Below are 13,447 nucleotides of genomic sequence, written 5' to 3' on the forward strand. Positions count from 1 at the left end.
TATAAAGTTCTACATAAAATAGTAGTAAATAAATTTTTATTTATTATATCATAAATTATATTTTATTAAGTCTTATTTAAGTGTTTATTGTAAAAAAATTAAATGCTATAATATAAAGCATATGAAGTATATTAATTTAAAAATAGGAAGTGAGACATATGTATTCCCAATATTCAATAAAAGTAATAGAACATTTTATGAGCCCTCAAAATGTGGGGAGCATGGTAGATTATGATGGCAAGGGTACTTATGGTGATCCTAGATGTGGAGATTTTTTGACCATATATATAAAAGTAAAGGATAATATCATAGAAGATATATCCTTCTTGGTATTTGGATGTACTGCTTCAGTGGCAACTTCTAGTATGACCACAGTACTTGCAAAGGGGAAGACTATAGAAGAAGCACTAGAAATAAAAGAGAAAGATATAGTCGAAGCCCTTGATGGGTTACCAAAGAACAAGCTTCATTGTTCTAATCTTGCTGTAAAGGCTTTAAGAGATGCTATAAAAGATTATTTAAATAAAAAATAAAAGCTGGGTTAAAGTAAACCCAGTTTTTATTTTTTATATATTGAATTCTTCTGCTATTTTAAATACAGCTTTTTCTTTATCTTTTGTATTTATAGTATAGGATATTCTAATTTCAGATGTAGTTACTTGCTTAAATTGAATATTATTATCAGAAAATATCTTAAATAATTTTGCAGCAACTCCTGATTGTGTTCTCATACCTAATCCTACTACTGATATTTTAGTTATATTTTCTTGAATATCTATTTCTATATCTTTCATTTTTGCTTTTAATTCATCAACTAATTTTAATATAAGATTTTTGCTATCTTTTGGAGCCGTAAATGATATATTTACATAACCATAAATTGGAGCAGTTTGACTTATCATATCGATATTTATATCCATTTCTGCCAGTCTATTAAAAATATAACAAATATTTTTGATATCATATAAAACATTATTAATGGTTACCATTAAATCATCATCACTAGTTGTTAAACCTGTAATTACTTTTTCTTCCATAGATTCATCCAACTCCTTTATATAAGTTCCTGAAACGGAGCCAGTATTTAAAGCTATGTATATAGGTACTTTATATTTACTAGCTAACTCCACAGCTCTTGTTTCTATTACTTTCGCTCCTAAACTAGCCATCTCTAGCATTTCATCATAACTAATATAATCAAGCTTTTTTGCATTAGGATAAATTTTGGGGTCTACCCCATATATTCCTTCAACATCTGTATATATTTCACATGGGCAGTTTAATTTAGCTGCTAAGGCTACCGCTGTAGTATCGGATCCTCCTCTTCCTAGAGTAGTGATATTACCATTTTTATCTATACCTTGAAAACCAGCTACTATTACAATTTTATCTTCTTTTAGATGATTTTTAACTTTATTAATTTCAATATCTAAAATTGATGCTCTAGTATGTTTATCTTCTGTTTTAATACCTGCCTGGAAACCTGTTAAAGCAATTGCATCATATCCTATATCTTTTAGAGTCATAGCCAAAAGTGCAGATGTTATTTGTTCCCCTGTAGATAGGAGCATATCTAATTCTCTTTTACTTGGATTAGTAGAGACATTATTAGCTAATTCAATAAGTTTATCAGTAGTGTTGCCCATGGCAGAAACTACAACAACTAAATTATCTCCTGCTTTTTTCCTTTTAGCTAAAAGCTTTGCAATGAATTTAATTTTGTCAATGGTGCTAACAGAAGTGCCACCGTATTTTTGTACTACTGTAGACAATTAAATCACCTCCTAATATTAATAAAAAAACAGCCACGAGTAAAAGAAACTCATGACTGTTTTTATGTAGTCATATACTTTTACCCTGTGTAATATAGCGCTCTATTAGAGGGCTGGGTATTCACAACTAATCGCAGTGATGGACCTATTAGGTACATCCCCAACATGAAATCTTAGGGAGGATATCATGTTTCGGCAGTTACACCTTTCCCATAGAATTTCTAACCCCTAAATTATATTCTATGGTACTTATTGTAACTGCAGCCTCTATATTACAGCTTACTATTAAATTGTTTTCATAGAAGTATATCATGGAGATAGGGAATTGTCAAGAAAACTTCCTTTGTGTTATTATATATAAAAAAGGGTAATAAATAATATATAGGAGAGTGTATACGTACAGGAGGTGTTTATATGCTTTACTTTGCTTATGCTAGTAATTTGAGCAAAGAATATATGCTGTCTAGATGTCCAGAAGCTATACCTATTAAAAAGGTAATTCTAAAAGGCTATAGATTGGTATTTAATCAGTTGGCAGATATAATTCAAGAAGAAAATGAGAGTGTATTAGGGGCACTATATGTAATTTCTAAACAGGAGTTGATAAAATTAGATAGGCTAGAAGGATATCCTGACTTATATGATAGAATTATAGTAGAAGTAGAAGACGAAAAAGGGAACAAATATGATGCTGTTGCTTATTCTATGGTAGAGAAAAAAATAGAAGCTCCACCTAGTCAGTATTACGATATATTAGTGAAAGGCTATGAAGACTGGGGTTTGCCATTAGATGCACTAGAAAAAGCTAAAAATTATAAAAAATAATAAAAAAAGGAGAAATAATATGTTAAGAAATCTAAAAGATAAAATAACTAAAATTCATCCAGATACTTTTATAGCAGAGTCGGCAAATGTAATAGGAGATGTAACCATTGATAAGGGAAGTAGTATTTGGTATAATGCTGTAGCCCGAGGAGATATGAATTATATAAAAATAGGAAAACATACCAATATTCAAGACAATGTAACTTTACATGTAGATACTGATGCACCTTTAGAAATTGGTGATTATACCACAATAGGGCATAATGCAGTAGTTCATGGATGTACAGTAGGCAATAATTGTTTAATAGGAATGGGAGCTGCTATATTAAATGGAGCTGTAATAGGAGATAATTGTATAATTGGGGCAGGAGCTTTAATTACAGAAGATACAGTGATACCATCTAATTCATTGGTAATAGGTATACCAGGGAAGGTGAAAAGGCAAGTAACAGAAAGGGAAATAAAAACAATTAAACATAATGCAGAAAGATATGAAAAACTGTGGAGAGATGAATATATATAATAAATTTATATAAAAAATTCCTTGCCGTTGGGCAGGGAATTTTTTATATTTGACAAAAACAAATTATAGTTATAAAATCAAATTAGCATATGCCAATAACTTAAATTGGAGGAGATAAACATGAAAATAGCACTATCATCAAGTGGAAAGGATTTAAATAGTTATTTAGATTTAAGATTTGGAAGATGTGAATATTTTATAATCTATGATTTAGAAAAAGAAAAATTTAAAGTTTTAGAAAACAAAGGAAAATATTCTAGCGGTGGAGCAGGAATTACATCAGCTCAACAGTTAATAGACGAATCTGTAGATGGAGTTATTTCCAACAATATTGGACCTAATGCATATGAACTGTTAAATAGTTCTGGTATAAAAATGTACAAAGGTAAAAACATTTCTTGTAAATTATTAATAGAATCATTTAAAGCTAATGAATTGGAGGAAATAAAGGAAGCGGGACCATCTCAAAAGGGAGGACATTAAATGAATATAGCAGTATTAAGTGGCAAAGGAGGAACAGGAAAGACTACTATTTCTACCAATTTAGCATTATTATTAAAAGCTAATTACATAGATTGCGATGTAGAAGAGCCTAATGGTTTTATATTTCTTAAACCAGAATATATTACAAAACAATATGTAGAAGTAGAGATACCAGAAATAGATGAAGAAAATTGTACATTATGTGGAAGATGTGTTGAAATTTGTAAATTTAACGCATTGGCAAAAGCGAAGGATAAAATTATATTATTCGATAAATTATGTCATAGTTGTGGTGCTTGTATTTTAGCTTGTCCTATAGATGCAATAAAATTTACTAAAAGAACTATAGGAGTAATAGAACAAGGTAAAAAAGGAGAAATTTTATTAAAAAGAGGATTATTAAATATAGGAGAGCCAATATCAGTACCTATATTGAAAGAATTATTAAAGGATTTACCCGAAGAAGAAATCAACTTATTAGATAGCCCTCCAGGGACTTCATGCAATGTAGTTAATGTTCTTAATTATGCTGATATAGCTATATTAGTGACAGAACCGACCGCCTTTGGACTTCATGATTTAAAGATGGCAGTAGAATTAGTTAAGAGGCTAAATATCCCCTTTGGATTAATAATCAATAAATATGATGAAAACAATTTGTATTTAAAAGAATATATTGAAGAAGAAGGTATAAAGATTGTAGGCTATCTTCCCTATAAGAAAGAAATAGCTGAAGCTTATTCTAAAGGGAAAATCCTAATTGAAGAAAAAGAATATAAAGATGCTTTTAAAAACATTGCAAATAATATAAAGGAGGTACTACTATGAGACTAGCAGTTATAAGTGGTAAAGGAGGAACAGGAAAAACCACTATTGCAACCTCTATTGCTGAATTGGAAAACGGTTCAGTAAGAATCGATGCTGACGTAGAAGCTTCTAATATGTATCTATATTATACAGGGAAGGACATGGATAAAGAATATTTTTCTGCTAGCCAAGTAGCTTATGTAGATTTAAGCTTATGTAATCAATGTGGTATTTGCAATGAAATATGTAAATTTGATGCCATAGATTTAGGCAAAGTAAATGAATTAAAATGTGAAGGTTGTGGAGCATGTATCATATCATGCCCAGAAAAAGCAATAACCTTAGTAGAAGAAAAAACAGCTGACATATATAGAACAGAAATACCTAATGGGAACATATTTAGAGCTAAAATGGAAATTGGCGCAGATGGTTCAGGATTACTGATATCTCACTTAAGGGAAAAGGCAGAGGAATATGGGAAAAATACATTAACTATACTAGATGGTTCACCTGGAATAGGTTGTCCTGTTATAGCATCTATTACAGGTAATCACTGGGTGCTTATTGTTACAGAGCCAACAAAATCTGGATTTGAGGATTTTTTAAGAGTATATGAATTAACTAAACATTTTAATATACCAGCTATGGTATGCATAAACAAATATGATATAAATGAAGAAGTAACAGCTGAAATAGAAGATTACTGTAAAAAAAACAATATTCCCTTAGTAGGGAAGATACCCTTTGATGAGACAATAGTGCAATCTATAAATGAATTAAAGCCCATAATATATTATGAAAATAGTAAAGCTAATCAAGCCATAAGAAATATGTGGAAAAAAATGAAAGAAGATTATTTAAAAATTTAAGGAGGGTTGTATATATGAAAATTGCAGTTGCAACAGATAAGGGTAAAGTGAGTAGTCACTTTGGTCATTGTGAGGGATTTACTGTATATGAAGTTGATAAAGATAAGGTGACAAATCGTGAATTTGTACCAAACCCCGGTCATAAACCAGGTTTTCTTCCAGTTTTTTTGAAAGAAAAAGGCATAAATGTAATAATATCAGGAGGCATGGGAGTTAAAGCACAACAACTATTTTCTGATAATGACATTCAAGTAATAGTAGGTGCTACTGGTGATTGTGATCAAGTTATAAAGGAGTATATAAATGGAAATCTAGAATCTACAGGAGAAGTATGTGAAGAACATGCACACGAAGGGCATTGTGAGGACTAGGTATAAAAGGCTAATCTAATGGGTTAGCCTTTCTTCAATTTAATTATTGACATATGCCCAAAACTTTGCTACCATATAGTTAATGAACATATACCCAAAAACAATAAAAAAAGGAGTGATATAATGCCAGGATTTGATGGAACAGGACCTAGAGGTATGGGACCTATGACAGGAAGAGGAATGGGATATTGCAGACCAAGAAGGTTTTATGGTAGAGGGATGAGATATGGTTTTAGATATGGAAGAAGCAGGGGATTTGCTTATGGACCAGGAGTTTACGCTCTTAGTCCAGAAGAAGAAAAAGCCATGTTAGAAGAAGAAAAAACCTATTTAAAAGCTAGACTTGATGAAGTAAATAAAATACTAGAGGATTTTAAGAAAGAATAATAAAAGGGTGGATATATCCATCCTTTTATTATTCGATTATGATAAAATATTCCTAGAAAGGGGTGGAAGCATGGCTAGACCTAGAAAGCGAAGAATAGTATGTAAGCTACCAAATATAAAAGTATATGGACCATTAGATGGCAACATTCATGATGAACCTATTATATTATCTGTAGAAGAATATGAGGTAATACGTCTTATAGACTTGGAAGGTTTAGAACAGGAGCAATGTGCTGAAAGGATGGGAGTAGCTCGTTCAACAGTACAAAGAATGTATACTGAGGCGAAACAAAAGGTTGCGGATAGTTTGGTAAATGGGAAGATTCTAAGGATAGAAGGAGGAGATTATATATTGTGTGAGGAAGATAATAACCGATGTATTTCATGTAATAGAGGACGACATAGACATAGGAGAGGGAAAATGGGGTAAAAAAACATATATATTCAATACGAAATTGTGTTTGTATAGAGGATAAGCAAAGTTGTGAGATATTTAATATGGAGATTATGTTTTATGAGTTGTACAAAGATTGTATAAAAGAGGAAAGTCAAAAGAATATAATTAAAAGCAAATTTAAGGATAATGCTATACATATTTCTTTAATAAAGTATTATTGACTATATAAATATAATAATATATACTTATGGTGTTGTTTTAGTAATCGGTAAAGGTACGAAGAATATACCTTCGTTTAAAAGGGAAACAGGTGAAAATCCTGTACGGTCCCGCCGCTGTAATGGAGAGAGATTTAAACAAAGGCCACTGGGAAACTGGGAAGGCATAAATCTCTATGAACCTAAGTCAGAAGACCTGCCTTTATTTATACACCGATAACTCTACGGTCGATAGGGGGTGTTTAGACGAATAAAATATCCCCCAGTATCAGCTTAGGAGATTTTTTGTTGTCAAAATTATATAGAAAGGGGGAACAATATTGAATAAAAAGGTTAAAGAATATTTATTGATAACCTTAGGGATGTTTATGGTTGCTGCTGGCTTATACTTCTTTTTGATGCCGGATAATTTAGCCATTGGTGGAGCTAATGGGCTAGCTATTGTTCTCAACCATTGGATACCTTCTATATCTGTGGGTGCTTTTATGATAATAATAAATATAATATTATTTATTATTGGCTTCTTAGCCATAGGTACCAGCTTTGGCATAAAAACCATATACGCTAGTATAGGTACTTCTGTTATAGTTTCTTTATTTGAAAAGTTTTTACCTTATTATAATAGTCCAACTGAAGATATTATACTTCAGCTAATTTTTGGAGTACTTGTATCAGCCATTGGCATGGGAATAGTTTTTAATCAAAATGCATCAACGGGAGGAACTGATATAATAGCCAAAATACTAAATAAGTTTTTAGGAATAGGATTGGGAAAAGGAGTATTGATTGCAGATTTGGCCATAGTCTTAGGCGCAGGATTCTCCTTTGGATTTGAACTAGGCATGTATTCCCTATTAGGAGTGATAGTAAACGGCTTTGTAATAGATTCTACCATAGAGGGGATGAATCTAAGTAAATCAGTAAGTATAATAAGTGAACATAGTGATGAGATAAAAAAATATATAGTAGAAGAACTGGGAAGGGGAGCTACCATATATTATGCAGAAGGAGCCTATACAAGAAGAAAAAAAGATGTCATAGTTACTATAGTAGATAGAAAAGATTTTATAAAGCTGAGAAGTTTTATAAAGGATATAGATAAAAATGCCTTTGTTACGGTAAATAATATATACGAAGTACTTGGAGATGGATTTATGGATATTGAAAGCTAGTCAATAATATAAATTTATTAAGGACCAATTGAATTCTGTTCAATAGGTCCTTTTATTTTAGTAGTTGACAAAATCAAAGTATAAAGATAATATACTTATATACCCATATGAGCATATGAGTATATTATCTACTAAATTAATTTTTAAGGAGGCACATATTATATGGTAAATAAAAGCAAATTATATTTACTTACAGGCTTTTTAGGTGCAGGAAAGACCACCTTCTTAACCAATGTTTTGGAGAAGTTAAAGGGGAAAAGAGTAGCAGTAATAATGAATGAATTTGGTAAAGTAGGGATAGATGGAACTATAATTGAAAGAGAAGGCATGGAGCTAGTAGAGATAAATAGAGGTTCCATATTTTGTTCTTGCCTACAACTTTCTTTTGTATCAGCATTAGTGGAGATGGCAGATAAGGATATGGAATATGTATTTGTAGAAAGCTCAGGACTAGCTGATCCCTCTAATATAGGGGAGTTTTTAGAAGCAGTAAAGGCAGCTAAAGGAGATGTATACGATTATAGTGGAGCTATTTGTATAGTAGATGGAGTAAATTTTTTAGAACAAGTAGAAGATATAGAGACGGTAGAAAGACAGCTTAAGTTTTGCCATCTAGTGATTTTAAGCAAAGTAGATTTAATAGACGAATATAAGCTAAACAGTGTTAAGGCTAAGATCAAGGAAATAAATCCTAAGGTGGATATTGTAGAATCTGTAAATGGGCAAATAGACTATAATTTCTTAGAAGAGGATCTTGTAAAAGAAGGGTGGATGGGAGTAGAGGATACCACCAATACGCCAGAAAATAGACCTAAAACTTTAATACTAACCTATGAAGGAAATACTACAAAGGAAAAACTTACCCAATTTATAGATGCCATTAAAAAGGATTGCTATAGGGTTAAGGGATTCTGCCAATTGGAAAATGGTTGGAATCAAGTAGATGTAGTAGGTAATAGAGTAGATTATAAACCAACGGATAAAAGGGAAGAAAAATCTCAACTGGTAATTATATCTAAAATAGGTCCTCAAATAATAAGACCTATATTTAATACTTGGGAAGATATAGTAGGAGAAAAGATGATATTAAGATAAGGAGAGAGTTAAGTGGATAAATTATTAAACTATTTCAAACTACTTTCAGATGAAACTCGCCTTAGGATAATGGTGCTTTTGTACCATGGGAAGTTTTGCGTATGTCAAATTACAGGAATTACTGGTATATCTCAACCTAATGTATCTAAACATTTAGCTAGGCTTAGAGATATGGGATTAGTAAAGGATGAAAAAAAGGAGCAATATACCTTCTATTCATTAAACTTGGAGGATAAGATTTTTGAAGATATATTACAAAAAATAGTTGAAAATGTAGAAGAATATCCAGTACTTAAATTGGATTTGGAGAAGAGTAAAGCAGCAGCTAAATATATTGAACTAGCAAATATGAAAAAATAGGGGGAATATTATGAATATATTTACCTGGCTCAATGATCAGCTATTAAAAATGAAATGGCTTTGGGATCTAGTGGAATTACTAGTTGAAAAGGTATTTGGTCTATCCATGGGGACAAGGGTAGGAGATAGCATTCACTTTTTCATATATGATACTATAAAGATATTTGTGTTATTAATAGTAATGATATTTATTATATCCTTCATACAGAGTTATTTTCCTCCAGAGAAAACCAAAAAAATCATTGGCAGATTTAAGGGATTGAAGGGGAATATATTTGGTGCCCTATTGGGAACTGTAACTCCCTTTTGTTCCTGCTCTAGCATACCTATATTCATAGGATTTATATCAGCAGGACTACCTTTAGGGGCTACCTTCTCCTTTTTAATATCATCTCCTATGATAGATTTGGCTTCTCTAATGCTACTTATGTCCTTTTTTGGTGCAAGAATAGCCATAGCCTATGTAACTGTAGGTTTAATAGTGGCAATTATAGGTGGAATATTTATCAATAAATTAAAAATGGAGGAATATGTAGAATCCTATGTATGGGATGTGGAAAATGTAGATATTGAAATAGAAAAGATGAGCCGTAAAGACAGGGTAAAATTTGCCAAGGAACAGGTAAAGGATATAGTAGGTAGAGTATGGCCCTATATATTAGTAGGTGTCGGTATAGGAGCTGGTATTCATAACTGGGTACCTCAGTCTATTATAGAGAGGATTTTAGGGGAAGGTAATTCCTTTTCAGTACTGATAGCTACATTCATTGGCATACCAATATATGCAGATATATTTGGTACCATCCCCATAGCAGAAGCATTAATAACCAAAGGAGTAGGGATTGGCACAGTAGTATCCTTTATGATGGGAGTTACTACTCTATCCATTCCATCTTTGGTCATGCTAAGCAAAGTAGTAAAACCAAGGCTACTAGCTACTTTTGTAGCTATTGTAACTTTAGGAATAATAATCGTAGGATATGGACTTAATGGTTTTTCCTTTTTATTAATACAATGAAAGGGTGAATAGATATGGAAATTATGATATTAGGTACTGGCTGTTCCAAATGTGAAAAGTTGGAGAAGAATTTGGAAGTTGCATTAAAAGAATTAAGTATAGATGCAAATATAGAAAAGGTAGACAATTTAGCAGTAATAGTAAGCTACGGAGTCATGAGTACCCCTGGTCTAGTAATAGACGGGGAAGTTAAATCCATTGGGAAAGTTCCCAATGTGAAAGAACTAAAGAAGATGTTGGGTAAATAATAGAATAGAAATGAAACACAATGAAACACAAAATAATATTATCTAAAGTTTATGATGATAATAGGGTATAGTAAGATTTTTAATTAAATATGGACTTATTGACAAGGAATTTAAATAAAGGTACAATCATATTAGCATATGCCAATAAGTTCACTAGAGATAGTTCTAATTGGAATAAAATGGACTGCAAAAAGAACTGTCCCCGGTGCAGAAAGGAAGGATGTAAATGATAGATTGCATAATAGGGGTAATGAGTGGAAAAGGAGGAGTTGGAAAATCTACTGTATCCGCAATGATTGCAGAGGAATTGAATAAGAAAGGTTTTAAGGTAGGAATAATGGATGCAGATATTACTGGACCAAGTATTCCCAGGCTTTTAAATATAAGCCATAAAAAGGCTACAGCTAATGAATTAGGGATTATACCTGTAACTACTTCTAATGGAATAAAGGTGATGAGCCTTAACTTACTTATGGAACATGAAGATCAACCAGTAATTTGGAGGGGACCATTGATTGCTGGAGTAGTGGAGCAATTTTGGGCAGATGTACAATGGGGAGATTTGGATTATCTCATTATAGATATGCCACCAGGAACAGGAGATGTGGCTCTAACTGTGATGCAGTCTATTCCTATATCAGGATTGGTCATGGTATCTGTGCCTCAAGATTTGGTTTCCATGATAGTTTCGAAGTCCATAAATATGGCTAAAAAGCTCAATATACCTATACTAGGTGTAGTGGAAAATATGAGTTATGTAAAATGTCCTGACTGTGGTAATAAGATTAGAATATTTGAAAGCGAAAGTACTATCGAATTTTTAAAGGATAATAATTTAAAATTACTAGGAGAACTACCTATGTCTAAGGATATTGCCAATATATCTATTGAAGGAAATGATATGATAGAAGAAGAAATAAAAAGTATTTTTGAACAAATAGCTACAAACATAATAGAAGTTTTAAGCTAAAATTCGGGGGGTTATATATGGCTAGACCAATTAAATGTAGAAGAGTGGAGTTTTTACCCAAAACCACTTCTTTCATACCATTGGGAAAGGAAGGTTCTAAATCAAAAGCCATAAATTTAAAAGTGGAAGAATTAGAAGCTATGAGATTAAAGGATATTGAAGGTCTTACTCAGCAGGAATGTGCTGATGAGATGGGTATTTCTCGTCAAACTTTTCAAAACATAATAGATAGTGGTAGAAAGAAAGTTGCCCAAGCCTTGGTAGAAGGAAGAGGCATAAATATTAAGGGAGGTAACTATGTATTTACTCACTGTAGATTAAAATGTAAAAGTTGCAATGAGATTTATGAAGCAAATTTCATAAGGGATAAGAATACTTGCCCTAATTGTCATTCTCATAAAATAGTATGTAAGAATAAAGGTGCAAAATGTAAAAAACTGTGTATCAAATAGATGGTATAAACCTCCAAAATTTTGGGAAAAATAAGGATAATAAGATTTTGGGGGTAATGCAAATGAAAAATTATTATAAGAGAAAAGCCAAGAAAATATTAGAATGTGCTAATTTATTATCCAACTCAATAAAGACAAATGAGAAAACTGAAGAAGAAAAGGTATTAGAAAGTTTAAAAGAAGCTCATAGCGAATGGAAGAATAAGGAAAAGTATTTTCAATCAGTAAACGAGCCTGAATTAATAGACTATGCGATATATGAAATGGAAGCATCTAAAATAAAATATATGTATTTATTAAAAAAAATAAAAGAAATGAATCTAGAGTAATATTTATAAAACCTGTCCCCTATTATATAATAGAGAGTGAATATAGGAGGGGATATTATGGGGATTAGTACTTTTTTAGCATTTATATTTGGTCTATTTTTACTATATGTAATAGGAATGATATTGGTAATTCCTATTAAGATAATATGGAAACTAATAATCAATGGAGTTATAGGTGGTATATTGTTGCTTTTATTTAATTTGATAGGGAAAGGTTTAGGATTATTTATAGCAATAAATCCAATTACAGCGTTAATAGCTGGTTTTTTAGGAATACCAGGAGTTATATTATTACTTATATTGCAGAAGTTTTTATGATATGATAGGATATATGGTATAATAAAAAAGTATCTAAATACTGTAAATAAAAAATAAATTTAGTAAGGGGGGCAATAAGCTGTGGCAGCAGTAAAAATACAAGTAGAAGAAAGAACTGGATTGGGGAAGAATAAAGTAGATAAATTAAGAGAAAAAAATTTTGTTCCAGGAGTATTATATGGAAAAGGTGAGGAAACTAAACATATTCAAGTAGATAGAAGAATTTTTGAAAAAGTATATAAATCTGCAGGTATGAGTACTTTAATAGATTTAGAATTTGAAGGGGAGGTTGTACCTGTACTTATTAAAGAAGTTCAAATACATCCATTTAAGAATGAATATTTACATGTAGATTTTCAAAAATTAAATATGGACGAAAAAGTTAAATTAACTTTACCTATTACTTTAGTAGGTAGAGAAAACATTAAACAACAACCTTCTGTATTAATACAGCAATTAGACGAAATTGAAATAGAATGTTTACCAGGTGATATTCCCGAGGATATTGTAGTAGATGTATCAGATATTGACTTTAATACCCCAATCCTCGTATCTGATTTAGACATATTTAATAATGAAAATATAACAATACTAAGAGAAGCTGATGATGTAATTGCTAGTTTAATTGAACCAACTGAAGAAATAATAGATGAGGAAGAAGAAGTATTAGAAGCAGATGAAGTTCCAGTAATAGGTGAAGATGATGTTGAAAGCGAAGATGAAGAAGATGTGGAAGAAGAAAATGAAGAAGAATAGTATTAAAAAACAGGTAATGTGGTTACCTGTTTTTTGTTTGCCTTTTTTTATATATTAAATTAGAATAATATTAGAGG

Annotated in this window: 20 protein-coding genes and 2 riboswitches; of the genes, 19 read left to right on the forward strand and 1 reads right to left on the reverse strand. The window is 31.3% G+C overall.

The features are described 5' to 3' along the window. Positions 1 to 158: 158 nt before the first annotated feature. Entirely contained in the window at positions 159 to 533 is a 375-nt protein-coding gene (locus tag JL105_RS00480; protein WP_132027777.1) for an iron-sulfur cluster assembly scaffold protein, read from the forward strand. Between the two features lie 33 nt (positions 534 to 566). Here JL105_RS00480 and JL105_RS00485 read toward each other — a convergent pair whose 3' ends face one another. After that, the gene (locus JL105_RS00485; RefSeq protein ID WP_132027779.1) at positions 567 to 1,772 is read right to left on the reverse strand and encodes an aspartate kinase; all 1,206 of its coding nucleotides are present in this window, start codon (positions 1,770 to 1,772) and stop codon (positions 567 to 569) included. 87 nt (positions 1,773 to 1,859) lie between these two features. Next, positions 1,860 to 2,050, reverse strand: a riboswitch (Lysine riboswitch). A 136-nt stretch (positions 2,051 to 2,186) separates the two neighbouring features. On the opposite strand from JL105_RS00485, the gene JL105_RS00490 reads away from it, so the two are divergent. The 18 genes from JL105_RS00490 (at position 2,187) to JL105_RS00575 (ending at position 13,370) form a co-directional block, all read left to right on the forward strand. Next, entirely contained in the window at positions 2,187 to 2,597 is a 411-nt protein-coding gene (locus tag JL105_RS00490; protein ID WP_132027781.1) for a gamma-glutamylcyclotransferase family protein, read from the forward strand. 19 nt (positions 2,598 to 2,616) lie between these two features. Beyond that, on the forward strand, positions 2,617 to 3,120 hold the full coding sequence (locus tag JL105_RS00495; RefSeq protein ID WP_132027783.1) for a gamma carbonic anhydrase family protein: 504 nt from the start codon (positions 2,617 to 2,619) through the stop codon (positions 3,118 to 3,120). 120 nt (positions 3,121 to 3,240) lie between these two features. Beyond that, positions 3,241 to 3,603, forward strand: a complete 363-nt coding sequence (locus JL105_RS00500; RefSeq protein WP_132027785.1) for a NifB/NifX family molybdenum-iron cluster-binding protein — start codon at positions 3,241 to 3,243, stop codon at positions 3,601 to 3,603. Continuing rightward, positions 3,604 to 4,431, forward strand: a complete 828-nt coding sequence (locus JL105_RS00505) for an ATP-binding protein (RefSeq protein WP_132027787.1) — start codon at positions 3,604 to 3,606, stop codon at positions 4,429 to 4,431. Beyond that, entirely contained in the window at positions 4,428 to 5,279 is an 852-nt protein-coding gene (locus JL105_RS00510; protein WP_132027789.1) for an ATP-binding protein, read from the forward strand. The genes JL105_RS00505 and JL105_RS00510 overlap by 4 nt, the downstream gene beginning before the upstream one ends. Before the next feature lie 14 nt (positions 5,280 to 5,293). Beyond that, positions 5,294 to 5,650 (forward strand): NifB/NifX family molybdenum-iron cluster-binding protein, encoded by a 357-nt coding sequence (locus JL105_RS00515; protein WP_132027791.1) that lies wholly within the window; start codon positions 5,294 to 5,296, stop codon positions 5,648 to 5,650. Positions 5,651 to 5,773: 123 nt separating this feature from the next. Beyond that, positions 5,774 to 6,037: a DUF5320 domain-containing protein gene (locus JL105_RS00520; RefSeq protein WP_132027793.1), complete on the forward strand. Its 264-nt coding sequence runs from the start codon at positions 5,774 to 5,776 to the stop codon at positions 6,035 to 6,037. A gap of 70 nt (positions 6,038 to 6,107) precedes the next feature. Continuing rightward, entirely contained in the window at positions 6,108 to 6,467 is a 360-nt protein-coding gene (locus JL105_RS00525; protein WP_132027795.1) for a DUF134 domain-containing protein, read from the forward strand. A 222-nt stretch (positions 6,468 to 6,689) separates the two neighbouring features. Next, a riboswitch (cobalamin riboswitch) is annotated at positions 6,690 to 6,870 on the forward strand. 102 nt (positions 6,871 to 6,972) lie between these two features. Further along, on the forward strand, positions 6,973 to 7,824 hold the full coding sequence (locus tag JL105_RS00530; RefSeq protein ID WP_132027797.1) for a YitT family protein: 852 nt from the start codon (positions 6,973 to 6,975) through the stop codon (positions 7,822 to 7,824). A 162-nt stretch (positions 7,825 to 7,986) separates the two neighbouring features. Further along, on the forward strand, positions 7,987 to 8,919 hold the full coding sequence (locus JL105_RS00535) for a CobW family GTP-binding protein (RefSeq protein WP_132027799.1): 933 nt from the start codon (positions 7,987 to 7,989) through the stop codon (positions 8,917 to 8,919). A gap of 12 nt (positions 8,920 to 8,931) precedes the next feature. Continuing rightward, positions 8,932 to 9,279 (forward strand): ArsR/SmtB family transcription factor, encoded by a 348-nt coding sequence (locus JL105_RS00540; protein WP_132027801.1) that lies wholly within the window; start codon positions 8,932 to 8,934, stop codon positions 9,277 to 9,279. A 10-nt stretch (positions 9,280 to 9,289) separates the two neighbouring features. Continuing rightward, on the forward strand, positions 9,290 to 10,297 hold the full coding sequence (locus tag JL105_RS00545) for a permease (RefSeq protein ID WP_132027803.1): 1,008 nt from the start codon (positions 9,290 to 9,292) through the stop codon (positions 10,295 to 10,297). Between the two features lie 14 nt (positions 10,298 to 10,311). Continuing rightward, positions 10,312 to 10,545 carry a thioredoxin family protein gene (locus tag JL105_RS00550; protein ID WP_132027805.1) on the forward strand — a complete coding sequence of 78 codons (234 nt, stop codon included), beginning with the start codon at positions 10,312 to 10,314 and terminating at the stop codon, positions 10,543 to 10,545. 226 nt (positions 10,546 to 10,771) lie between these two features. After that, positions 10,772 to 11,515 carry an Mrp/NBP35 family ATP-binding protein gene (locus tag JL105_RS00555; RefSeq protein WP_132027807.1) on the forward strand — a complete coding sequence of 248 codons (744 nt, stop codon included), beginning with the start codon at positions 10,772 to 10,774 and terminating at the stop codon, positions 11,513 to 11,515. 17 nt (positions 11,516 to 11,532) lie between these two features. Next, positions 11,533 to 11,967 (forward strand): DUF134 domain-containing protein, encoded by a 435-nt coding sequence (locus tag JL105_RS00560; protein WP_132027809.1) that lies wholly within the window; start codon positions 11,533 to 11,535, stop codon positions 11,965 to 11,967. A gap of 62 nt (positions 11,968 to 12,029) precedes the next feature. Continuing rightward, on the forward strand, positions 12,030 to 12,296 hold the full coding sequence (locus JL105_RS00565) for a DUF2508 family protein (protein ID WP_132027811.1): 267 nt from the start codon (positions 12,030 to 12,032) through the stop codon (positions 12,294 to 12,296). Between the two features lie 57 nt (positions 12,297 to 12,353). Beyond that, positions 12,354 to 12,614 carry a pro-sigmaK processing inhibitor BofA family protein gene (locus JL105_RS00570; protein ID WP_132027813.1) on the forward strand — a complete coding sequence of 87 codons (261 nt, stop codon included), beginning with the start codon at positions 12,354 to 12,356 and terminating at the stop codon, positions 12,612 to 12,614. 81 nt (positions 12,615 to 12,695) lie between these two features. Next, complete coding sequence (locus tag JL105_RS00575) at positions 12,696 to 13,370, forward strand: 50S ribosomal protein L25 (protein ID WP_132027815.1); 675 nt, start codon at positions 12,696 to 12,698, stop codon at positions 13,368 to 13,370. Positions 13,371 to 13,447: the final 77 nt, after the last annotated feature.

The sequence above is a fragment of the Keratinibaculum paraultunense genome, from assembly GCF_016767175.1.
In the GTDB taxonomy this organism is placed as follows: domain Bacteria; phylum Bacillota; class Clostridia; order Tissierellales; family Tepidimicrobiaceae; genus Keratinibaculum; species Keratinibaculum paraultunense.